Origin of the sequence: Psychromonas sp. L1A2 (assembly GCF_009828855.1) — a bacterium.
Classification (GTDB): Bacteria; Pseudomonadota; Gammaproteobacteria; order Enterobacterales; family Psychromonadaceae; genus Psychromonas.
This window is the reverse complement of sequence record NZ_WUAG01000002.1, coordinates 59,779-82,005: the sequence shown is the minus strand read 5'-3', so window position 1 is coordinate 82,005 and position 22,227 is coordinate 59,779. Positions and strand designations below refer to the sequence as shown.

Genomic DNA, 22,227 nt, shown 5'->3' with positions numbered 1-22,227 from the left:
ATTTAATTATCTAAAATAAGTGATAGATTTTTGCTTTGAGTTTATATCTTGTGTATTCATTATGGTACGAGATATATCAGAAAACAGAAATAAAAATATACTGTAATAAGTCTAATGATTAAGTCTGATTAACAATAAACCTCTTACTCGCTAAGAATAAGAGGTTTATTAAATTAATCAAAAACTAAAACAGTAAATTGAACACGTTAATTAATAAATTAATTAGCGACAATATTCAATAATTTACCTGGTACATAAATCACTTTACGAACTGTTTTATCCGTCGTGAATTTACTCACATTGTCATCTGCATGAGCCTGTGCTTCAACTTCTTCTTGTGTCGCATTAGCAGCCACTGTTAGTTTTGCACGTAACTTACCATTCACTTGTACGATAATTAGTTTTGAATCTTCAACTAAAGCAGACTCATCAACCGTTGGCCAAGGCGCAGATAAAATATCATCTTCTGAACCTAATAAAGTAAATAGTTCAGCACAGATATGCGGCGTAATAGGTGACAACATTTTAGTGACAGCAACTAATGCTTCCTGCAAAATAGCACGATCTTGTGCGTCTTCTGTTGGTGCTTTAGTCAGCTTGTTCATTAATTCCATTACCGCAGCAATCGCAGTATTAAAGGTTTGACGACGACCAACATCATCACTTACTTTCGCAATAGTTTTGTGTAACTCACGACGTAATGTTTTTTGGTTATTGTTAAATGCTTTAATATCTAATGTCGCGACTTCACCTAATGAAACATGATCAAATGCCAATCTCCATAAACGCTTAAGGAAACGTAATGAACCTTCTAACGCAGAGTCAGACCACTCTAACGTTTGCTCAGCAGGTGCTGCAAACATCATAAATAAACGCACACTGTCTGCACCATATTTATCAATCATCACTTGTGGGTCGATACCGTTATTTTTTGATTTAGACATTTTGCTCATACCGTCATAAACCAATACTTGTCCGTCAGCTGTTTTCGCTGAAATAACTTTACCTTTAACATCTGTTTCTGTAATTGCTTCCGTTGGAGATACCCAAACTTTACCGCCTTTCGCATCTTCATAGTAATAAGCGTCTGCCAATACCATACCTTGCGTTAACAGTTTCTTATAAGGTTCATCACTGTTTACTAATCCAAAATCACGTAATAATTTATGGAAGAAGCGAGAATATAAAAGATGTAAAATAGCGTGCTCGATACCACCAATGTATTGATCAACTGGTAACCAATAGTTAGCTTTAGCAGGATCTAACATTTTATCGTCACTTTGCGGTGAACAATAACGTGCGTAATACCAGCTTGATTCCATGAATGTATCAAACGTATCCGTTTCATGTGTAGCAGGTTGGCCGTTATAAGTGGTTTTAGCCCACTCAAGGTCAGCTTTAATCGGTGAAACAATACCATTCATTGTGACATCTTCAGGCAAGATAACCGGTAATTGATCTTCAGGTACAGGTACTACTGTGCCATCTTCTAGTGTTAACGTTGGGATTGGTGCGCCCCAGTAACGTTGACGAGAAACACCCCAATCACGAAGACGGAAGTTAACTTGGCGTTTACCTTTATTTTCAGCTACTAATCGTGCTTCTACTGCGTCGAATGCCGCATCAAACGCTAAACCTTCTAGTGCAGTGAAGTCACCAGAGTTAAAGCAAACGCCTTTATCAGTAAACGCTTCAGTTGAAACATCAACGTCAGCATCAGCAGGTTTAATCACAGCTTTAATATTTAAACCGTATTCTTTAGCAAATTCATAATCACGTTGGTCATGTGCTGGTACAGACATCACTGCGCCAGAACCGTATCCCATCAATACAAAGTTAGCCGTCCAGATTGGTACTTCTAAACCAGTAATAGGGTGGATAGCTTTAAGACCAGTATCAACACCTACTTTAGCCATTGTTGCTAATTCAGCTTCCGCTAATTTAACATTTTTACAGCTTTCACAGAATGCCGCTAACGTTGGGTTAGATTTTGCAGCTTCTAACGCTAAAGGATGTTGTGCTGCAACAGCAACATAAGTCACACCCATTACCGTATCAGGACGAGTCGTGTAAACAGAGAACATTTCATCACTGTTTGCCACTTTGAAGTCCATCTCAATGCCTTCTGAGCGACCAATCCAGTTACGTTGCATGGTACGAACTTGTTCAGGCCATTCGTCTAACTGGTCTAAATCATCTAATAACTCTTGTGCATAAGCGGTAATTTTAATAAACCACTGTGGAATTTCTTTTTGTTCAACGATTGCACCTGAACGCCAGCCGCGACCATCGATAACTTGCTCATTAGCTAACACAGTTTGATCCACTGGATCCCAGTTTACCGTCGCCATTTTTTTGTAAACTAAATCTTTTTCTAATAGCTTAGTGAAAAACCATTGTTCCCAACGGTAGTACTCAGGCTGACAAGTCGCTAACTCGCGGCTCCAGTCATAACCAAAACCTAACTGCTTAAGCTGTGTTTTCATGTAAGCAATGTTTTCATAAGTCCAACCTGCTGGAGCAGTATTGTTCTTGATAGCTGCATTTTCAGCTGGTAAGCCAAACGCATCCCAACCCATAGGTTGCATTACATTTTTACCCTGCATACGTTGGAAACGAGACACAACATCGCCGATAGTATAATTACGCACATGTCCCATGTGTAATTTTCCACTTGGGTAAGGGAACATTGAGAGGCAGTAATATTTTTCTTTTGATGGGTCTTCAGTCGCTTTAAATGATTGATTGTCATCCCAATGTTTTTGGAATTTAGCTTCAATCTCTTTAGGGTTGTATAACTCTTGCATATTAAGTCTGCCTGCAATGAAAAAAAATTAATAAGGGCTGTAGGATACAGGAGCAGTTGCTTTGCAACAATATTTATGAAGAATGAAGCCTCATTTTTTAAAAAAGTTGGACTATTGCGAAAGGAAACAGATTAAAAAGTAATTATTTAGACATAAATATGTGGAATTGTCGTAAAATAAAAGAATAAGGACTTTCTAAAATCATAAGGCGGAGACCAATGGCTAAATCAGATAAAGAATTATTAATCAATGATCAGGAATTTGAGCTACTGTCTGAAATGTTATTGGATACAGAAATTAGTGAAAATAAAGAACTCAATTATGATATTTCATCGAAGTCAGGAAAAGACGCATTACTCTTTCAACTTGGGTTAGCAGACGATTTGCAATTAGTTGCGAATTACGGAAGCCATCATCTAATTTTTCCAGTGCAAATGAAAATGGGCGACTTCACTAATTTTAGTATGACGCTAAAATCACCTAAAATTTATGAAACGGGCGATAAGTTACGCTCTTGGCGTTTATCGGCAGATAAAACCATGAGGATCGTTAATGAAGAAGGGGAAGTTTTACCTTACCGCGTTAAAGATCTTTCAGCATCAGGTATCTCTTTATTAATTGATGATCCTGAACATGAATCGTTACCAGAAATATTAAGTAATATTTACCTGCAATTACCTGACCGAGCACGATTACCTATCTCAGGTTCTCAAATACGCCGTATTGATAAATACACAGTGGCTTATTCATTAGGTAAAGAAGGCGACGATGACATGCTTTCTGCTTTAACTGAATACTTATTTGAGTGTCATGCAGAACAACACCCAGATGCACATACTAATCGATTCAAGTGAGTCGATTTAAATCATAAGCTGGTAGAAACTGGCTTAACTAAAAGTGATTAAGCAAATAGCGCAAGTAAACAATTTAAATTAGTAAAGTAAGTCGATTGAAGTATATTGTTGAATAGCTGAATAAAATGTAGCCTCAATGTCGTTTATTTGAACTTTATGTTTAATTATTCGGCAAACAAATTTGTTTTGCCAAATTAAACTTTACAAACAAGGCTTAAAGTCTGTATTATTCGTCTCGTTCTGCGGAGGGGTGGCAGAGCGGCTGAATGCACTGGTCTTGAAAACCAGCGAGGGTTAATAGCTCTCCGAGAGTTCAAATCTCTCCTCCTCCGCCACATTTGAAAAGGCTCATTACTGAAAAGTGATGAGCCTTTTTGCTTTCTGCTGTATTAATAACAATCACATTAATTACACTAATCACAATAAATAGCTTATCTACTTTACTTGTTAAAACACCCACTTCCTCGTTGTAAATTTCGTGAAGGGAACAGCCATTAAAGCATTAACCTCTTTTGGTTAATTTCCCGACAGACGATTAATTCTAAAGGCTCAATTTACGCTTTGAATTAAACTATTTTTCCAGCGCAAAATTTGATCACTTAATTGGTATTGGTATTGATATTGATATTGATATTATCAATGATATCAATGTGGCTTTCATATAGTTCTAAAAATGCTTTAAGGTATTAGGTGGTAAGATTAGGTTATCGCTTTAAGTCAGTCTCTCCCATATGCCAATATTGTTTTTGCTCACTTTAAACTTAGACCAAGCAATAAACTCCTTTACCGAACAAGATTCTAAGAGATTTATGTTTTCACCTGCGAGTACAAAGTATTTTACGGTCTTTTTATTACTTATCGTTAATACTTCTCTAATCTCCCATTCTTTTCCTATTTTTCCGTTGCTATAGGTTTGACCTGATTCAATATTGTGTGGGTGTATGTTGTCGTATTCAGCATGTTGCTTGGCTTTTTCAAATATCTCATTCCAACCTTCATCGGTCATATCGATAAATGAACCATGTTCGGTCACTGCCTTCATGAAGTCCTCAACAGTCACTTCATTGGCTCTTGCACCAGGTGAAATAGTGTTGGTTAGGTTATTTTTGTAATATAAATGAGACGGATATCGTCGCCAACTAAATGGATAATTTAAAGCGATTGCAACTGAAATAATGATTAAGCAGTTTAATAATGTCGGGATCAGTAAATAGCTATAACCTAATTGGTGGATAGTATCTCCCCCTAAAACGGCGCCTAATGCCGTTGCTCCACCTGGCGGGTGTACACACCTTAACAGTGACATCGTCATTATCGAGATTGATACAGACAACGCTGCGGCGGTTGCCAGATCATTGCCGAAATATTGATAACAAGTCACCCCTATAAACGCGCTAACGAGATTACCTACAATCACTTGCCACGGCTGAGACAACGCACCATGAGGAACAACAAATACAAGAACTGAAGTCGCTGCAATAGGAATTAAAATATAAATATTGGCGTGCACATTAAAATAGCTTAATAGATCTTTGGAGATGTAAATGACACACAGTGTCGCTAATAAAGCGGTGAATGATGAAACAATTATTTCCTTAAAAGTGGGCCCTATTGTCGGGATACCTAAAAATAATTTAATCTCTTTGGTTAATGCATTATTGATCATTCAGCGATATCCAACTCTTTTAAACTTACTAATTTAAATGCATACAACGATTGATATAAGACAGCTACAGCATTGGCTAGAGCAAAAATAAAAACAGGCCAAACCGCCATAAAGTAAGCCATCAGATCATTAATAATTAGTTGGATTATTGTTTTCTTAGTATCCATTAAATGAACTGAAAGTATTGTTATACCAATGGAATTAAATAAGTGATCAGAGATTGCGCAGGAAAAATTAACACTAATAAGGCGTGAGTTGTAGGAGATAGTTGTTCTCACTTCAAAACTCACAACGCAGTTAGGGGGGATTTTAACCAGCAAGAATGAGCACCTTATTAATTCTTTTGGTATTAGTAAGGCTATAAAGAGGGCGTTCAACATTAAGATATTACTACGATTAATAAGTTTAAAAATATTCAAAGATTTAATACTTGTCTCCAACAATAAATAGCCATAATTAATGCGCGCACCATTATTGGTCGTTGGCACTGATTTGGTGCGAAAGAATATAATAAATCAATGAGTAATGTATAATGAATAATATATCGATTTATTATTGATTATTTGAATGTAAAGGTGAGTAAGTGGATTATATTTTAGCTAAAACATTTCTAACTATTTGCGACTTGAACACTTTTGGTGCAGCCGCAGATGAACTTAACGTGACTCAAACTACCGTCACCGCTCGCATAAAGTCTTTAGAAAAGGTGTTGGAGTGCGCCTTATTTATTCGTAATAAAAGTGGTGCGTCATTAACAAAAAATGGAGAGCATTTTAAATCTTATGCGACACAAATAGTGCAAACATGGGATGCTGCTAAAAGAGATTTGCCGTTACCTGAAACAGTGAAAGGTAGTTTAGCTATCGGTGTTGATTTGACGTTATGGAATCCTATTGCAGCAACGTTAATAACGCATCTGAATGAAACTGCCTCAGAGTTAGCGATAACCATTGAGGTAGGCGACAATAAACAAATGTGTGAGAAAGTGCGCTCTGGTGGATTAGATATTGCGCTTGTCCATCAACCTGAATACAGCTCTCGAATTGTGGTTGAACATTTATTAGATGAAAAACTGGTAAGAGTTCAATCAGTTAATAAGCCTACTCCGTACCTTTATGTCGACTGGGGTGAGAAATTCAAAAGATTGCACGACTCTGCTTTACCAGAATTAGCGCGAAGTAATATATCGATCAGCTTAGGGCCTGTTGCTTTACAAGTAATGCTTAAAAGTGGTGGTAGCGGTTATTTTAGAACAAGAGTTATTAATCGATATTTACAACAAGGATTACTCGAATTAACCCCTGATTCTCCACAATTTTCGTATCCTGTGTACTTAATTCGATACGCTAAAAAAGAGTTAAACATTAATAATTTAAAGCAACATCTTATCAAAGTGTTAGAAAGTGAAGATGATTGGTTTTAACTATTTGATAGCCGTGATGATTTAATAAAATATGACACATCAGATAAAGTATATGAATACAATACAACACTCTTTATGGTTAATTTTAGGATTTTGTTAATCGGTTAGTTAATTGTTAATCGGTGAGCTAATTGAACTGTATTTTAATTGAGCTGTATTTTAATTGTTCAGTGCTTTAATTTATTTTTTGGTGTAAAACTAGATTGTATGGCTTCTTTTACTAAATCAGCACTGATCTTTTCTGGTAGGATTTTGGAGGTAGTTCATGAATATAGATACGTTAATAATATATGTCTTTGTCGCATTTTTTTATATCATCAGTCCCGGTCCTGCTATTTTACTCGCTATCTATAATGGCGCAGTTAATGGCAGTAAAGTCGTTATGGTGTCTGCTCTTGGCAATATTATTGGTCTAATGATGTTATCAATATTGTCGATCAGTGGTCTTAGTGCGATCCTTTTAGCATCTTCGACTGTATTTCTTATGGTTAAAATAGTCGGTGCTGTTTACCTTATTTATTTAGGGTTTAGACAATTATTTTCAAGTAAGAAAGGCGCAAAAGAAATATTAGGCATCAACAATAACCGATCTTTAAGTTCTTACTTCAAAGAAGGCTTCTTAGTCGCGGCGACCAACCCTAAACCAATATTATTCTTTGTTGCATTATTCCCTCAATTCTTAGATACAACTTATGAAATTATCCCCCAATTTATCATTATGACGGCTATATTCATGGCCTTTTCATTTCTATCATTATCTTGTTATGGCTATTTAGCACAAAAAGCAAAGGGAGTGCTATCAAATATAAATAACATGAAATGGTTCCATAGAATCAGTGGTGGTTTATTTGTTGGTATGGGGACGAGTGTTTTATTTATTAAAAACTAAAATACCTGAACATGTGTGCTTTATGGTTGGGCTATACCTTCAAATAATGTTGAAATAAGCTTCAAGTTACGTTTTTTAAAGGTTGTAGAGCATTTTATATATTCCAATCTTGCCAGCGAGTAGTACCATTTTAAGATGCTTTTCACTAATGTTGTATGACTAGTAGTGCTATTTGATTATAAAAGGAACCATTTCATTATCTTGCACTATAGCGTCCTGGTTTATGATTTATAACCAGTATCAAGTTATAGGAAATCGCACCAACGATTGATAAAATGATAGCATTCCAATCAACAATAAAAACGGCAAGAATGAGGACGACACAATCCACGGCCATTTGAAACTTTCCAATAGATATTCCGTATTTTTGTGCTAAAAATTGCGCGAGAATAGTCAGGCCACCTAAGCTTGCTTGGTGTCTAAATAAACCAAGTAAACCTGAACCAACCAATAGTCCACCGATCAACGCTGCATAGATGGGATCTAAAAATTTAAATTGCATAAAAGCAGGTGCATATTCGACAAAAATAGACAGTAGAAAAACAGAAATAAAAGTTTTTAATGTGAAAGCTAAACCAAGTTGTCGGTATGACAAATAATAAAAGGGTAAGTTGATAATAAAGAATACATCGCTGAATGAATATGAAGAGGCATATTGTCCTAAAAATGCTAAACCTGCCGTACCACCAATAAGCAATCCTGTTGATTTGAAAAACGTAATACCAAGTGCGGCGAGAAGTGTGCCGATCAGTATGCCTTGAGCATCTTCAAAGAATGAGTGTTGAGCTGATTTTGTAGACATAGCAAGCCTAATTGTTTGTTCAGTAATAAAAAATAAAGATAAATTAATGTACTTTGAACGTTTGAAAGTATCTGGAAACTTAATATCCATCTTCAGTACTTTTTAAACAAACAAACAATAAATACTTAATAATTAAAGATTAAATAGCAATAATTAGACCAATAATGAATATTTGTAATCCCACTACCAACGCCGCTAATTTAGTTCTGTTTAGGTTATATAACAACCTCATTAATAAATTAAATTGCATTAACATGGTGCAGTAATCACAAATATTTGCATTGAGAACGAACACTTTTCCTTTTTACGTAATAGCTTTTAAAGTACATTAAAATTAATGACCTGCGCTTTTGTGTAATGCGATAAATAGCGGGTTGTTTAATCGGCTATAAACTCATAATTGTTTGATTAAAGATAGGAGTTAGCTATCTGAAAGTAAGGACTGGAAGCTTCATGAATTAGTAAGATATTATCGGTCAAGTATGAGAGGCATTTGGGGTAGTTTTTTTGTGCCATGAAGGATTAAACTAATGCATGACAAATTATATGATCATGACACCAGTTATTTAGAATGTTCGTTTTTATCGAACTCTTATCAATAAAAGTCTTAATAGAAAAGCAGATGCTATTTCAGCATCTGCTTTTTTACTCGTTACCATTCAAGATGCAACATTCAGAATGCGTTGAAACGGGTATATATTTACACTCACTCATCGTTAAAAAAACAGCCCATTTAAGAGGCTGCTAATAGGCTGCATTTTTATAATAAACTAACTTTGCGGTGTTATTAGGTATTTTTCACCCGTTGCTTGTTTAGAATAAGCCGCTATTGATGATAATTGTAATGCCTCTGACAATGAAACTTGATGTGTATAGTGACTAGCAAAGGTAGTGGTAATTTCATCAGCAATGCGTTTACGCATTGTTGCCACGGTTTCAGCACCTAATTTACCAAGTATATTAAATAGTAAGAACCCATTTACAGCCCAAGCGAAACCAAAGTTACGATTTAAGGTAATAGGCCCACGATTTAGTGCACCATAAATGTAAACCTGTTTGAATGTGTCAGAACCATAAATCGTGTGTTCTTTCATATCACGGGCTGCAGCCACTTCCATACAGTTAAGAATGTCACTGGTTAGTTGACCACCACCAATTGGATCAAATGCAATCGTTGCACCTGTTTCAACAATCGCTGCTGTTAAGTCTGCAAGGAAAGATTCACTGCTCGAGTTAACAACGAATTTTGCACCCATATCGCGTAATAATGTTTCTTGCTCTGGTTTTCGTACAATGTTAATTAAATCGATGCCATCAGCAATACAAATACGATTTAACATTTGCCCAAGATTTGAGGCTGCGGCAGCATGAATAATGGCTTTATGACCTTCCTTACGCATCGTTTCGACCATCGCTAATGCAGTAAGTGGGTTAACAAATGACGAGGCGCCTTGCTTAGCTGTTGTGCCTTCTTTTAATACAAGGCAGCTTTGTATATTGGCACAATGATACTGGCGATAACTACCACCACCAATCACAGCAACCATTTTACCCATTAATGCTTGCGCTGCAGGTGATGACCCAGCTGCGACTACTGTGCCAGCGCCTTCATTGCCCACAGGGGTTGCTTTACCAATACGTGTTTTAAGTGAAGGCATAAATTGAGCTGGTACATCTGCGGTAACTACTGGATTTTGTTTTGTACCAGACTGGGCTGCCGTTGACAGGTCTGCAGCACTAAATAGAACACCTAAGTCAGATGGATTTAATGGTGCTGCTTCAATGCGAATAACCACTTCATCGTTACCTGGCTGTGGCATGTCGATGTCTTGTAAGGCAAGTGTTAGTTTATTGTCTTCGCTGATAGTTGAAGTCAGTTGAATATTGGTATTTTTCATTTCGATTTTCTCCTACAAATAAGTAAGTTATTAACCAATAAAAATTTGTATTGGTTATGCTTTTTATTGGGCTAATTCAGTAATTTTTTTTAGCTTGAACAAACTATTACTGTTTAGCCTTTGATGCTTTAATTTGAGCCGTTACTTTTTTAATAAATTCAGGCATGTTTGTTAAACGATCTGCTTCAATTTTTTGAGCTATCGTAGATTCACTCATAGACTCATTCCACTCAGTCATTCCTGGAATTTCTGCTAATACATCCCATCCAAGTTGGCTAGATGCAAACTTACTGACAATGCTATTAACGTAATAAACGTAAATATCAGCCATCGTAAGTTGGTCACCTGCAATCCAAGGTGAAAATTGAGATAAATGGCTCAAGGCGGTAATACCGCGTTTTAATACTTGGCGTACTTCTACTTTAACTAGTTCAGGCGCTTCAGTACCGGAAAAGGCATAAGGTATAAATCGTCTACTTGGCAATTCAAAGTAAAGCTCTGCTATTTTCATTATTTGACGTACAACGGCACGTTCGCCACTGTTTTCAGGGTAGAGCTGAATATCAGGGTAAGTCTCTTCGAGAAAATCACAAATCACGCTCGACTCTGAAATATTCAGATCATCGGGGGTTGTGATAGCGGGGACTTTACCTACTGGACTTATGGCTAATAGCTCCTTGCTGCCTGCGTAAAGGAGGTTTTCTTGGAATGGTAATTGTTTATAGAGAAGTACATGTTTCACTAGGTTGTAATAGTTACTAGCGGCAAAACCGTGCAAAATTATCATAATTCACTCTTCTATTCTTAAGGTAAAACATTAGCTTAAAACATCAATCTAAAGCATTAATGTAAAGTTGTTTTTAATTGCTTAATAAAACATCCATATATAAGACGTTAAAACGGTAACAAGGTGCAATATTTAACTTAAAAACATTATTACACCTTTTAATGTAGTTATATATGCGAGTTAATATGAATCACTATTGCTTTTAAGACAACAATAATCAAAGAATCTCAAAAAATATTATTCTCTGATTTTGCAGGTGATGAGTATATTTGGGATTCTTATGATGTCATTAAATCATTGTCGATTTGGGCGCTAATGAAGGTTGTTCAATGACAACTAAGTGAAAATAAGTAAAGGTTCTATCCCCTTCACCATTCAAGGTACAAAATTCAGCAAGACGAAAGGTAAACAGATTCTAGGCATGAAGGTAAAGAACGAATAGGTTAAATAGAGATTTTATTTCCTTGCTGTGACAGGAGCTAAGATGGTTGCATCACGACTTGTCCTGCGGGTCGTTAACTCGAACACTAATACTTAGTGTAATATTTTATAAGGACTCGCCATTGTCATCATGTTACGCCTTGTTTTGATGTCCGAGTTAACGACTTAATAATGTATTTTGATTGGTAACCAGTATGTGATCTGCATGCCGCTAATGGTGGTGAGAGTTACATATAATACAAACTATAAAAGAATATGGTAGGTGAAAAAAATTAATGAATAGACTTAATAATGAAGTAGATAAAATAAGCACTTTTAATCGTTAGCTTTTATTTGAAATTATAGAGAAAATTAAATATTAGGAGTAACAATGAACTATAATCATTTACGTCCTTATGCTGCTGTAACCATGGCTGTTTTTTTGGTTTTACTTGTTTTTACTGGTTGGGTTTTATACTTTGCCCCTCATGGGGTAGCAGTAAGAAATTGGTTATTTTTAGGGGTTAGTAAGCATCAATATAAAGATATACATCTTTGTTTAAGTGTTGTTGCTACTTTTTTAGTCTTAATGCACAGTGCTTTGAATTTTAAATCGTTAAGTCATTATTTAAAATTGCATTCAAAGGTTGGTGTTCCACCGTTACTATGTGCGTTAGTGATTGTGACTTTAACGGTGTTCGCTGCTTTTTTGCTTTAAAAAAATTACAAAATGGATGAATATAAAAATATAGTTAATTGTTTTCTTTTGAATTAACTATATTTTAACTATCCTAAATTCGCATAATAAATGATATTTAACGAGCTATTATTTACTGCGGACGTTTATCTATTACTATTATTTTCTACTATAAACTGGTTTCTAATGAATAAATTTATTTTCTTGATATTCGCCATCTACTCAAGCTTTTCGGTGAGCGATGAAATTAATTGTAATAACATAATCAGCACGCTGGATATTAATTATTGTGCTGGAGTCGAGTTGAAAAAGGCAGAACTCGAAATGACGACCTATTTGGCTAAAAGTAAAGAAAAAAACAGTGACGATAAAGAGCTAATCACTGCTATTGATAAAGCTCAAAAAGCATGGGAAGTCTATGCTGAAGCGCATTGCGATTCTATTTATACTATGTGGCGAGAGGGCAGTATTAGAGGTGTTATGTCTTTGAGTTGTAAAACTAAATTAACTAAGCAACGAACATATGAAATCTGGTCAAATTTCCTAACTTATATGGATAGTACGCCACCAGTATTGCCTGAACCAAAAGTTTAAAGGCGATAAATGGTTACTCTTTGTAAATCAAGTTTAAATTGATTTTTATCTACTATTTCATTTGTTCATGCAGTAGCAGGCGATAACTTAAAAGATCATACCGATATGACATATTGGCTAGGTAAGCCAGAAAAACTCAATTAAGCTATATTTAAAACCGATGTATAGAACGAAGATTTGATAGTATAAGTTCAATGGTAATATTTTGTTCATAAATGCAAAATACAGCGCTTAATACTCTAGTAATATTTAGTGTATTAATGCATGCCATAACTAACCAAAAAACAATTATAATGGGCACTATCAATATATAGCGTGTTTAGTTTATTTGATAATCTCTATGCTTTATTGCCGACTCTTTCTTATGTTTTTTCAATTCTGAATATGCTCTTATTTATTTCAATCACTCAACCTTATTGGCCCAATTACTTAATTATACCAATGGCATTAAATAAGTGATCAGAGATTGCGCAGGAAAAATTAACACTAATAAGGCGTGAGTTGTAGGAGATAGTTGTTCTCACTTCAAAACTCACAACGCAGTTAGGGGGGATTTTAACCAGCAAGAATGATCACCTTATTAATTCTTTTGGTATTAGAGGCAAATAATTAATTGAACACCAAGTAATTATCAAATAATGTGCCTTTCGTTTTAATAACTATTCTCGGCATAATTCAGCTATTGGCTGTTATGGCGGTGAATAATTAAGTTAATATTAAGGTCATTTATAATGGATATTGTCATTGTTAGTGATAAGTTAGTTGCTCTCACCTCAAAACTCACAACGCAGTTAGGGGTGATTTTAACCAGCAAGAATGATCATCTTATTAATTCTTTTGGTATTAGCATTATTTCTCGCTTTATTAATATTTAAACCTTATTGGAATATCGATGTATGAGATTAGAAGCAATAAAAGAACTGATCATTACTCAGCTTGAGCAACAAACAGAATCTATTTTGAAACAATGGTCGACGCATCAAGGTACCTCAACGAATTATTTTTATATTGATAATTTATTGCCTGTCGAATTAGTTGATGAAATTTATGCGGCTTTTCCAAAAGAAGGTGATGGCTTTCATAAACGTAAAAGTTTCCGTGAACAAAAGAGTACCTTTGCTGCTTTAGCGAATAGCTCTGTTATATTGAGTGATATTACTAAAGCGTTTCAATTACCTGAGGTGGTTGAGAAAATATCATCGTTAGTGGGTATGAAAGCATTAGAAGGGGATCCTACATTATATGCTGGTGGGCTTTCAATGATGTTTAAAAATGACTTTTTAAATCCGCATATTGATAATAGCCATGATGGAAACAGAAAGCGTTATCGTAGATTAAATTTACTGTATTACGTGACGCCAGAGTGGACACTCGAGAATGGCGGTAACTTTGAGTTATGGGATGCGAAAGTGACCGTTCCTGAAACAGTCATTGCTCAGTTTAATCGACTCGTGGTGATGGAAACGAATGATAAATCATGGCACTCAGTGAACCCTGTTGTTGCTGATCGTGCAAGATGTTGTGTTTCAAATTATTATTTTTCTGAAATATCACCTAACGGTTTGGAGTACTTTCACGTCACCTCTTTTACAGGTCGACCTGAGGAAACGTGGAAAAGAACTGTGGGTGTTGTTGATAATTTTCTACGTAATCATGTTTCGAAGGCATTGAAAACAGGCCGCGGAAAAAAGCTTATTAATAAAGAATAAGTCCTTTTGTATTTCATTTTTAATTTCATTATTATGCTGTGCTACTTAGTCAAAAGTGATGTCGTCTTAATGAGTTAAATCTGTGTTACTTAATTGAACCAATATTACTTAGTTAACATTGAGTATCTAGTTGACATTGAGTATCTAGTTGACATTGAGTACCTAGTTAAAGTTGACTGTTTATTTAAAATAGGTTTGCTTAGTTAAAAATAGTAAGACAGAGAATAGTCTCGAAATCACGTTAATGTTAAAAAGGTAGTTATGATTCAGTTGTTTATTGGTGGTGTACGGAGCGGTAAAAGCGCGGCAGCAGAAGCATTATTAATTAAGCGCGTAAATAGCCATTCTTTAAAACCAGCCTACATTGCTACCAGTGTTGCTTTTGGTGATGAAACCATTGAACGTATTGAGAAACATAAACAAAGTCGTCAGGCACAGTTTGAGTTACCCATTTCTACTCATGAACTAGATTACCAACAGGTTGATTTGTTATCTGTTTTACAATCACTGAACTCAGCAGAAAATATCGTGTTGATTGAATGTCTTTCTACTTGGGTAGGGTGGTATTTATGTTTAGACAATTCATTACAGCAGAACTTAACCATACTTGAACAACAACAAGCTTCTTTATTATCTTTTTTAGCAACGGCTAAATGCGATGTCATTATTGTGACCGGGGAAGTCGGGTGTGGCTTGATTGGTGAAACACCTTTGCAAAGACGTTATGCTGATAAACTAGGTGAATTAAATCAAAAAGTAGCGGCATTGTCTGAACATGCTTTTTTGTTGACAGCAGGTATTCAACAAGTACTTAAATAACCTGAAATCGTGTTAATGCATTGCCATTAGGTTAAAATTTAACAATAAATAGGCTGTTGAACTTCATCAAATAAACTTTCTTTCAAAGAAAATTTAACTTTTTATCCTTTTTCCCTTTAAATCTTATTTTTGCTCCCCATATTATTAATTAACCTAGATGGGGAAACCCAATAATTCATAAAAAAAGAGAAAATATATGTCTGATTATACTACTCAAGAGCAACAAGCAAGTTACGGTATCGGTTTACAAATGGGTGAGCAACTTGCTTCTAATCCTTTTGATGGTCTAGAAATCTCAGCTGTTTCTGCTGGTATTGCTGATGCTTTTGCTGGCGCAGAAAGTAAAGTTTCTCAACAAGATCTACAAGCTGCATTCCAAGTGATTTCTGAGCGCATGCAAGCAGCTGCTGCAGAGCAAGCTAAAGTATTAGGCGCGGCTGGTGAAGCATTCCTAGCTGAAAATGCTAAGAAAGAAGGCGTTACTGTTACTGCATCTGGTCTTCAATATGAAGTTGTTGCAGAAGGCGAAGGCGAAAAACCAACTGCTGAATCTACAGTAAGCGTTCATTACCACGGTTCTTTAATCGACGGTACTGTATTTGATAGTTCTGTTGAACGTGGTCAACCTGCTGAATTCCCAGTTGGTGGCGTTATTGCTGGTTGGACTGAAGCATTACAATTAATGTCTCCAGGTGGAAAAATGAAATTAGCTATCCCTGCAGATCTTGCATACGGAGAGCGTGGCGCAGGTGCTGCAATCGGCCCACACGCTACATTAGTATTTGAAGTTGAATTATTAGCAATTAAATAATTTAAGCTTAACTACTTTAAGTTTTATTACTTAATGAGTTAAAAAGCCCTTATCTGGTAACAGATAAGGGCTTTTTTATTGCCATCTTTTAGGCTATTGGTAAATCATACTATTATACCAATGGAATTAAATAAGTGATCAGAGATTGCGCAGGAAAAATTAACACTAATAAGGCGTGAGTTGTAGGAGATAGTTGTTCTCACTTCAAAAATCACAACGCAGTTAGGGCTGATTTTAACCAGCAAGAATGATCACCTTATTAATTCTTTTGGTATTACTATCTGACTCTTAATGCTTGGATTCAGAATATAAGTTTATTAATGGCAGCCATTCATCTTTATCAATGAAAATTGATTCGTTATTTTTTAATAAGACTCACTTCGACATTTGAGAATGACCTGCCTATCAGAACAATTTTAAAGTGCTTTTCTCTGCAAGATAAGGACTTAATAACTGCCATTAAAATAAGCAACAATCTGCGGGAAAAATTCGTAAAGACTAATACAAATTAACCAAAACCAGGCGCTTAACCCTAGGCGTTGAATTGCTAGGGTGACTTTATCTACCGTTGGTTGATTATTAATACCGATGTTGGCATAAGTCACTTTTTCTGATTCATATAAGCGAACACCACCAAGTTGTGTTTGAATGCTTAATGCAAAACTACTTAGTAATAAGCCCGAAGAAAAGTGATGCCAATCAACGCTTTGCTTGAATTTTTTAAAGAGGTGCTTGATCGGTTTATCGTACAAAGAAAATGTAAAGCTAACGAGTATATGTACGGGCAATTGAAGTAGTCTGGTAATGAAAGAGGGTAGTTGACCAAAAACCTTATACAGCGGTAATTTACAGTTCCATTGTTGGGTACAAATATGCATTAGTTGATAAAACAAAGCACCGTAAAGGCCACTGACTAGATACCAAAAAATGACTGCAAACCATCCATTTGTTAAATGTAATACTAGAGATTCAATGGTCGCTTTGTTGGTGCCTAATAAAGACAGCGGTTTTGTTTCACGTAATGTGAGTGGAGATAAGAATAATTTTGCTGTGGCCAAGCTATTATGCCGTAGGTCGCTGTTGATCTGTTTATAAACGTGTACTTTATCGTGCCAAGACAACAAACTATAGACCACCACAATATCAATCACAAAAGGTTTAAACGCCACTACATATAATTGGCTGATGATTAAGGCGATGGGAAAATATATTAATGAAAAGGCGAGTAAACTAGCTAATCGCTTATATCCATCACTGCGTTCTGGCAGGTTAACTTTAACTGCTATTTGTTTGAAAATAAGTGAAAAAGCGGAAAGAGGGTTAAGATCTTTAGGTAATGAGAAACAAAACGAACACAGTGCAGCAAACATAAAGCTGAAATAAACACTGTGTTGTTCCATTAATGCTAATGTGTCCTGCATTAATTAATTCTATCTACAATTGCTTCCACTAAGGTAGAGGCATTTTTAGCGGCAACAGGTAAGAACTCTTCAAAAGAAAGCTCTGATTTTTTACCTGCAATGTCAGACAATGAACGAATAATTACAAACGGGATTGAAAATTGGAAACAGACCTGTGCAATCGCAGCAGCTTCCATTTCACAAGCTGCCATGGTTGGGAAGTTAGTACGCGCTACTTCTGCTTTTACTGGATCGGCCATGAAGATATCACCAGTACAAATAAGGCCTTTGATGATGTTCAAGCCTGGTAATGTTTGTGCAGCCTGTTCAGCAATATCGATTAATGAAGGCGTTGCTGCAAAAGCGGGTGGTAATTGTGCCATTTGACCAATTTCATAACCAAAAGCCGTTAAATCTACATCGTGAAATCTTACTTCTGTTGAAATAACAATGTCTCCAACGTTTAAGTTTTTATCATAACCACCGGCTGAACCGGTATTAATAACAGTGTCAGGTGAGAACTTTTCTAACAATAAAGTCGTTGCAACGGCTGCTGCCACTTTACCAATACCTGATTTTGTTAAAATAACTTGTTTGCCGTTAAGGTCACCTTGGTAAAACTCACAACCTGCAATGCTAGTTGTTGTTACGTTGTTCATTGCCGATTTTAGGATGCTAACTTCTTCATCCATTGCTCCAATAATGCCTATTTTCATGTGATTTTCTCTTTGTTATATCAATAAAGATGTAATGCTACCATATTGTTTGCTATATCTTCACTCTAAGGTTTTTTTGTGACAAGTAACTGTGTAAAATCCTGTGTAATTAATATTGCTAGCAAACTAGGAAAAAGTAAATGAATGCCTTACTCGAAGATTTAAAAGCGCGTGGTCTAATTGCCCAAACAACCGCAGATGAAGAACTACACGAACATCTATCTAGCGCGAGTCGTACCTTATATTGTGGTTTTGACCCAACGGCTGATAGTTTACACATCGGTAGTTTAGTGCCTTTATTGATTCTTAAGCGTTTTCAAGAAGCTGGCCATAAGCCGTTGGCTTTAGTGGGTGGCGCAACTGGTTTGATTGGTGACCCAAGTTTTAAAGCGGCAGAACGTAAATTAAACAGTGATGAGATTGTCGGAAACTGGGTAGATTCAATTAAAAAGCAAGTGAGTGCATTTATTGAGTTTGGTGAAAAAGACAATGCTGCCGAAGTCGTTAATAATTTAGATTGGATTAGCAAAATGGATAGCATCTCGTTTTTACGTGATGTAGGTAAACATTTTAGTGTCAATGCCATGATCCAAAAAGAATCAGTTAAACAACGTATCGACCGTGAAGGGGCTGGTATTTCGTTTACTGAGTTCAGTTACATGTTATTACAATCTTATGATTTTGCAGCGTTAAATAAAGAGAAAGGGTGTACGTTACAAATTGGTGGTTCTGACCAATGGGGTAACATTACCGGTGGTATCGATTTAACGCGCCGTATGAACCAAGAAAAAGTATTTGGTATTACTATGCCGTTGGTAACTAAAGCTGACGGGACTAAGTTTGGTAAAACGGAATCAGGTACTATTTGGTTAGATCCGACCAAAACATCACCATATGCTTTCTTTCAGTTCTGGATAACGACGTTAGATGCTGATGTTTACAAATTCTTACGATACTTCACTTTCTTATCTGTTGAAGAAATTGCAGAAATTGAAGAGAAAGATAAAACCATTAAAGGGCGTCCACAGGGACAAGCTATTTTAGCCCGTGAAGTAACACGTTTAGTGCACGGTGAAGAAGGGTTAGCATCAGCAGAACGTATTACTGAAGCATTATTTTCTGGGAACTTAAGTAGTTTAAGCGAGTCTGATTTAGCACAATTAGCACAAGATGGACTGCCTGCTACCGATGTTGAAACTGAAAGCGCTTCTATTGTTGAATTATTAACAAGTTGCGAATTAGCTGCATCGAATAAAATGGCGCGAGAGTTTGTTAATAATGGTGCAGTGATGGTGAATGGAGACAAAGTCACTGATACTGAAGCAACTATTCAAAAAGTAGATGCATTATTCTCACGTTATACATTGGTTAAACGTGGTAAGCGTTTATTTAATCTATTTATCTGGAAATAAAAGAGAATCCATATGATCTTAAAAAACTATACCTTAAAAAATAGTGTCTTAAAAAGCTGCGCCTTAAAAGCGACGGTTGGCACATTGGTTGGTTTATCATCTTTTGCTGCATTAGCAGCCGATGAAACAGAACAACCATGGGTGGATATGAGCGATCCGACAGCGGTTTACTCAAGTGCAACTATTGGAGGTGGTACGGAAGGTATTGATTTATCTGCATCTTACGGTGGTTATTTAAGTGGTGTGTATAAACATCGTTTTACTGTCTCTGCAAAACATGACTTAGATTTTTACGAAGTAAATTATTTACTATTAAATGCAACGTCTAATTCAGGTGTTACTTTTGATAGTAGTTGGAGTGAAGATATCCGTGCTGATGGTAATGATTTCGATGATGTAAATGATACCTCTATTGGTTTCTTTGCCAAGCTTGCTTTTATGGATAATCATCTTAACTTTTACCCGAAAGTGAGTGTTGGTTATTTGTGGGATGGTGATATCGAAGACACTACCTATGTTAAATTTGATGCGACGACACGGTATACATTTAATCGTATGTATTGGGTTGGTATTACGCCAAGCTATGCACATGGTTTTAAAGGTGCCGACCTTAACGAATGGGAAGCAACGATAGACGCAGGTGTCCAATTATCTGATACGTTTGGTTTTAGTGTTAGCGCGAATGACGATGAAGAATTTACTGCAAATGTAACTTTTGCATTCTAGTCTTTCATATTGATGTGAAATGCTAGCTGAATCAATCGTTTTAAGCTAATAAAAAGCCTGATTAATATCAGGCTTTTTTGTGTTTATTTTTACTGTTAAGTCAGACTTTTAATTAAGAAAGGGCTTACCATTACTTATTAAAAAGCTTATTAAAAAGTTTATTAAAAACCTATTAAAAAGCTTATTTTCTTAAAGAAGATGACACGATTGATAAGAACTCATCTTTAGTCTTTTTATTCGATTTAAACAAACCTCTCAATGCCGAAGTCACGGTGGTTGAACAGATTTTTTGAACACCTCGCATCTCCATACACATGTGTCTAGCATCGATCATTACTGCAACGCCTTTCGGTTGAAGGTGCTCATTTAAGGCATCACAAATTTGTTCTGTTAATTGCTCTTGAATTTGTAGACGTCTTGCGAATACATCTATCACTCTAGGGATTTTAGATAAGCCAACAACCTTACCATTGGGAATATAAGCAACATGCACTTTACCAATAATTGGCAACATATGATGTTCACATTGTGAATAAAACTCGATGTCCTTTATAACAACCATTTCATCATTGGTAGAAGTGAAAAGGGCTTTTTGAAGAATCTCTTTTGGATCTTGAGTATAACCACCACACATAAATTCAAAGGCTTTTCTTACTCGAGAAGGGGTGTCTATTAGACCTTCTCTCGTTGGATCTTCACCTACATGTTCAAGCATTTTTTTAACCGAATTCTCGAACTCTATGTTTTTGTCCATGAAATATTTCCTTTAACTTTTATTATATTTTTTTATATTCGAATCTAAGATATGGCATTAATTACGCTACTCATTCACGCCGCGTTTCATTGCAACTTCAAAGTGGGACGTATCTGGCTCGTTAATAAATGCACTGTTTATGACGTTTAATGTATTTATTTTAAAAGAGCTTGATTATAGGGGTACCTATAAAATTTTTATTCATCTCTATAGCGATCACTATGTTACTTCGGACTTACCCACTGAATTAAGTTGCGTATGTTACCAGTATTCGTTATCAGCAAGAAATAAAAAAGCCTGAATAAAACGTAGAATTTTTAATATCGATACTCGATAAACTAATTAGTAGGGTAAGCGATCTTATAGTGAATTTATTTTAGGAACCGTTTAATTCTATTTTAAAAAGAGAATAATCAGGTAAATAAGCAAAAGCGTTAAATGATTATTTTGACAAAAAATGACGCCTTATTTAGACGATGGTGAAATAAATATAATTATTGCAAATAGTAATGATTGTTATTATTGCTTATGATCTTTTATTACTTTATGATCTGTAGTGTTAATAAAAATAACGAAGTTGAGGGGTGCGCCTCACTTTTATAAACAAATATTTGGATATTTTCAATGAAACTTTTTCGTCATGTATTGCTTTTTTCTTTTGTCGCTGTAATGGCGGTTAATTCTTTCGTTATAGCAAGCGAAACCCCGAATACTTCACAATTAGATGCTGATGGTTTTAGTGTCGAAATGAATGACCCCCGTTACACTAAATTAAAAACCTACCTTGTTGAAATGAAAGATGGTGTTTTAACGCCGACTGAATTAGTAGTACCAGAAAAAACTAAGTTCCGTCTAGTGGTACGTAATCTTGGTAATAAACCCGCTGAATTCGAAAGTAATCAGTTGCGTCAAGAAAAAGTGTTATTTATGAATGCTGAAACAACACTAGTGATTATTCCATTAGACGCTGGTACTTATGATTATTTTGATGACTTTGCGCCAACAACACACGGTAAAATAATAGTTAAAGCTAAGGATTAAAA

The 22,227-nt window shown here is 35.7% G+C and carries 22 protein-coding genes and 1 tRNA gene; 14 read left to right on the top strand and 9 right to left on the bottom strand.

What is annotated here, in order from left to right; all coding sequences use genetic code 11:
• Positions 1-218: 218 nt before the first annotated feature.
• On the bottom strand, positions 219-2,807 hold the full coding sequence (leuS, locus tag GQR59_RS10840) for a leucine--tRNA ligase (protein ID WP_160062671.1): 2,589 nt from the start codon (positions 2,805-2,807) through the stop codon (positions 219-221).
• A 218-nt stretch (positions 2,808-3,025) separates the two neighbouring features.
• On the opposite strand from leuS, the gene GQR59_RS10835 reads away from it, so the two are divergent.
• Positions 3,026-3,661 carry a PilZ domain-containing protein gene (locus GQR59_RS10835; protein WP_160062669.1) on the top strand — a complete coding sequence of 212 codons (636 nt, stop codon included), beginning with the start codon at positions 3,026-3,028 and terminating at the stop codon, positions 3,659-3,661.
• A gap of 244 nt (positions 3,662-3,905) precedes the next feature.
• Positions 3,906-3,996, top strand: a tRNA-Ser gene (locus GQR59_RS10830).
• 377 nt (positions 3,997-4,373) lie between these two features.
• Here the strand turns inward: GQR59_RS10830 and GQR59_RS10825 are convergent.
• Together GQR59_RS10825 and GQR59_RS18660 are read right to left on the bottom strand one after the other, a co-directional pair.
• Entirely contained in the window at positions 4,374-5,327 is a 954-nt protein-coding gene (locus tag GQR59_RS10825; RefSeq protein WP_160062667.1) for an HPP family protein, read from the bottom strand.
• The gene (locus GQR59_RS18660) at positions 5,324-5,647 is read right to left on the bottom strand and encodes a hypothetical protein (protein ID WP_236546739.1); all 324 of its coding nucleotides are present in this window, start codon (positions 5,645-5,647) and stop codon (positions 5,324-5,326) included. Before GQR59_RS18660 ends, GQR59_RS10825 begins: the two co-directional genes overlap by 4 nt.
• Positions 5,648-5,910: 263 nt before the next feature.
• Here GQR59_RS18660 and GQR59_RS10815 point away from each other — a divergent pair, with 263 nt between their 5' ends.
• Both GQR59_RS10815 and GQR59_RS10810 read left to right on the top strand, forming a co-directional pair.
• Positions 5,911-6,750 (top strand): LysR family transcriptional regulator, encoded by an 840-nt coding sequence (locus GQR59_RS10815; RefSeq protein WP_160062663.1) that lies wholly within the window; start codon positions 5,911-5,913, stop codon positions 6,748-6,750.
• A gap of 265 nt (positions 6,751-7,015) precedes the next feature.
• Positions 7,016-7,639, top strand: coding sequence for a LysE family translocator (locus GQR59_RS10810; protein ID WP_160062661.1), 624 nt, complete (start codon positions 7,016-7,018; stop codon positions 7,637-7,639).
• A gap of 196 nt (positions 7,640-7,835) precedes the next feature.
• On the opposite strand, the gene GQR59_RS10805 is transcribed toward GQR59_RS10810, so the two are convergent.
• The 3 genes from GQR59_RS10805 to GQR59_RS10795 form a co-directional block, all read right to left on the bottom strand.
• On the bottom strand, positions 7,836-8,531 hold the full coding sequence (locus GQR59_RS10805; RefSeq protein ID WP_201288091.1) for a YitT family protein: 696 nt from the start codon (positions 8,529-8,531) through the stop codon (positions 7,836-7,838).
• Positions 8,532-9,211: 680 nt separating this feature from the next.
• A complete protein-coding gene (locus GQR59_RS10800) occupies positions 9,212-10,339 on the bottom strand; it encodes a zinc-binding dehydrogenase (protein ID WP_160062659.1) in 1,128 nt (375 codons plus the stop codon).
• 106 nt (positions 10,340-10,445) lie between these two features.
• Positions 10,446-11,126 carry a glutathione S-transferase family protein gene (locus GQR59_RS10795; RefSeq protein ID WP_160062658.1) on the bottom strand — a complete coding sequence of 227 codons (681 nt, stop codon included), beginning with the start codon at positions 11,124-11,126 and terminating at the stop codon, positions 10,446-10,448.
• Between the two features lie 811 nt (positions 11,127-11,937).
• Between GQR59_RS10795 and GQR59_RS10790 the strand changes: the two genes are divergently transcribed.
• The 7 genes from GQR59_RS10790 (at position 11,938) to GQR59_RS10760 (ending at position 16,176) form a co-directional block, all read left to right on the top strand.
• Positions 11,938-12,264, top strand: a complete 327-nt coding sequence (locus tag GQR59_RS10790) for a DUF4405 domain-containing protein (RefSeq protein ID WP_160062656.1) — start codon at positions 11,938-11,940, stop codon at positions 12,262-12,264.
• A gap of 90 nt (positions 12,265-12,354) precedes the next feature.
• The gene (locus tag GQR59_RS10785; protein WP_328600620.1) at positions 12,355-12,837 is read left to right on the top strand and encodes a lysozyme inhibitor LprI family protein; all 483 of its coding nucleotides are present in this window, start codon (positions 12,355-12,357) and stop codon (positions 12,835-12,837) included.
• Positions 12,838-12,891: 54 nt separating this feature from the next.
• Complete coding sequence (locus GQR59_RS19010; RefSeq protein WP_160065123.1) at positions 12,892-12,981, top strand: DOPA 4,5-dioxygenase family protein; 90 nt, start codon at positions 12,892-12,894, stop codon at positions 12,979-12,981.
• 587 nt (positions 12,982-13,568) lie between these two features.
• Positions 13,569-13,712, top strand: coding sequence for a hypothetical protein (locus GQR59_RS10775; RefSeq protein ID WP_160062652.1), 144 nt, complete (start codon positions 13,569-13,571; stop codon positions 13,710-13,712).
• A gap of 21 nt (positions 13,713-13,733) precedes the next feature.
• Positions 13,734-14,546, top strand: a complete 813-nt coding sequence (locus GQR59_RS10770; RefSeq protein WP_160062650.1) for a 2OG-Fe(II) oxygenase — start codon at positions 13,734-13,736, stop codon at positions 14,544-14,546.
• A 261-nt stretch (positions 14,547-14,807) separates the two neighbouring features.
• Positions 14,808-15,365, top strand: coding sequence for a bifunctional adenosylcobinamide kinase/adenosylcobinamide-phosphate guanylyltransferase (locus GQR59_RS10765; RefSeq protein WP_160062648.1), 558 nt, complete (start codon positions 14,808-14,810; stop codon positions 15,363-15,365).
• Between the two features lie 196 nt (positions 15,366-15,561).
• Entirely contained in the window at positions 15,562-16,176 is a 615-nt protein-coding gene (locus GQR59_RS10760; protein ID WP_137297819.1) for an FKBP-type peptidyl-prolyl cis-trans isomerase, read from the top strand.
• Positions 16,177-16,622: 446 nt separating this feature from the next.
• On the opposite strand, the gene GQR59_RS10755 is transcribed toward GQR59_RS10760, so the two are convergent.
• Both GQR59_RS10755 and mtnN read right to left on the bottom strand, forming a co-directional pair.
• Positions 16,623-17,597: a cobalamin biosynthesis protein gene (locus GQR59_RS10755; RefSeq protein ID WP_160062646.1), complete on the bottom strand. Its 975-nt coding sequence runs from the start codon at positions 17,595-17,597 to the stop codon at positions 16,623-16,625.
• Positions 17,597-18,292, bottom strand: a complete 696-nt coding sequence (gene mtnN, locus GQR59_RS10750; RefSeq protein ID WP_160062644.1) for a 5'-methylthioadenosine/S-adenosylhomocysteine nucleosidase — start codon at positions 18,290-18,292, stop codon at positions 17,597-17,599. The genes GQR59_RS10755 and mtnN overlap by 1 nt, the downstream gene beginning before the upstream one ends.
• 140 nt (positions 18,293-18,432) lie before the next feature.
• Between mtnN and tyrS the strand changes: the two genes are divergently transcribed.
• On the top strand, positions 18,433-19,704 hold the full coding sequence (gene tyrS, locus GQR59_RS10745; RefSeq protein ID WP_160062642.1) for a tyrosine--tRNA ligase: 1,272 nt from the start codon (positions 18,433-18,435) through the stop codon (positions 19,702-19,704).
• Positions 19,705-19,716: 12 nt separating this feature from the next.
• Positions 19,717-20,430 (top strand): hypothetical protein, encoded by a 714-nt coding sequence (locus tag GQR59_RS10740; protein ID WP_160062640.1) that lies wholly within the window; start codon positions 19,717-19,719, stop codon positions 20,428-20,430.
• A gap of 181 nt (positions 20,431-20,611) precedes the next feature.
• On the opposite strand, the gene folE is transcribed toward GQR59_RS10740, so the two are convergent.
• On the bottom strand, positions 20,612-21,184 hold the full coding sequence (gene folE, locus GQR59_RS10735) for a GTP cyclohydrolase I FolE (protein ID WP_025563056.1): 573 nt from the start codon (positions 21,182-21,184) through the stop codon (positions 20,612-20,614).
• Positions 21,185-21,808: 624 nt separating this feature from the next.
• Here folE and GQR59_RS10730 point away from each other — a divergent pair.
• Positions 21,809-22,225, top strand: a complete 417-nt coding sequence (locus GQR59_RS10730; protein WP_160062638.1) for a cupredoxin domain-containing protein — start codon at positions 21,809-21,811, stop codon at positions 22,223-22,225.
• The last annotated feature ends 2 nt before the right edge of the window (positions 22,226-22,227 follow it).

Bases quoted from the DNA above. Each gene is read 5' to 3' on its own strand.
- GQR59_RS10730 (WP_160062638.1), top strand. From the start codon at position 21,809: ATGAAACTTTTTCGTCATGTATTGCTTTTTTCTTTTGTCGCTGTAATG.
- GQR59_RS10795 (WP_160062658.1), bottom strand. From the start codon at position 11,126: ATGATAATTTTGCACGGTTTTGCCGCTAGTAACTATTACAACCTAGTG.
- mtnN (WP_160062644.1), bottom strand. From the start codon at position 18,292: ATGAAAATAGGCATTATTGGAGCAATGGATGAAGAAGTTAGCATCCTA.
- GQR59_RS10785 (WP_328600620.1), top strand. From the start codon at position 12,355: ATGATATTTAACGAGCTATTATTTACTGCGGACGTTTATCTATTACTA.
- tyrS (WP_160062642.1), top strand. From the start codon at position 18,433: ATGAATGCCTTACTCGAAGATTTAAAAGCGCGTGGTCTAATTGCCCAA.
- GQR59_RS10805 (WP_201288091.1), bottom strand. From the start codon at position 8,531: ATGGATATTAAGTTTCCAGATACTTTCAAACGTTCAAAGTACATTAAT.
- GQR59_RS10765 (WP_160062648.1), top strand. From the start codon at position 14,808: ATGATTCAGTTGTTTATTGGTGGTGTACGGAGCGGTAAAAGCGCGGCA.
- GQR59_RS10825 (WP_160062667.1), bottom strand. From the start codon at position 5,327: ATGATCAATAATGCATTAACCAAAGAGATTAAATTATTTTTAGGTATC.
- GQR59_RS10770 (WP_160062650.1), top strand. From the start codon at position 13,734: ATGAGATTAGAAGCAATAAAAGAACTGATCATTACTCAGCTTGAGCAA.
- GQR59_RS10790 (WP_160062656.1), top strand. From the start codon at position 11,938: ATGAACTATAATCATTTACGTCCTTATGCTGCTGTAACCATGGCTGTT.
- GQR59_RS10740 (WP_160062640.1), top strand. From the start codon at position 19,717: ATGATCTTAAAAAACTATACCTTAAAAAATAGTGTCTTAAAAAGCTGC.
- GQR59_RS10755 (WP_160062646.1), bottom strand. From the start codon at position 17,597: ATGCAGGACACATTAGCATTAATGGAACAACACAGTGTTTATTTCAGC.
- folE (WP_025563056.1), bottom strand. From the start codon at position 21,184: ATGGACAAAAACATAGAGTTCGAGAATTCGGTTAAAAAAATGCTTGAA.
- GQR59_RS10760 (WP_137297819.1), top strand. From the start codon at position 15,562: ATGTCTGATTATACTACTCAAGAGCAACAAGCAAGTTACGGTATCGGT.
- leuS (WP_160062671.1), bottom strand. From the start codon at position 2,807: ATGCAAGAGTTATACAACCCTAAAGAGATTGAAGCTAAATTCCAAAAA.
- GQR59_RS10835 (WP_160062669.1), top strand. From the start codon at position 3,026: ATGGCTAAATCAGATAAAGAATTATTAATCAATGATCAGGAATTTGAG.
- GQR59_RS10810 (WP_160062661.1), top strand. From the start codon at position 7,016: ATGAATATAGATACGTTAATAATATATGTCTTTGTCGCATTTTTTTAT.
- GQR59_RS10800 (WP_160062659.1), bottom strand. From the start codon at position 10,339: ATGAAAAATACCAATATTCAACTGACTTCAACTATCAGCGAAGACAAT.
- GQR59_RS10775 (WP_160062652.1), top strand. From the start codon at position 13,569: ATGGATATTGTCATTGTTAGTGATAAGTTAGTTGCTCTCACCTCAAAA.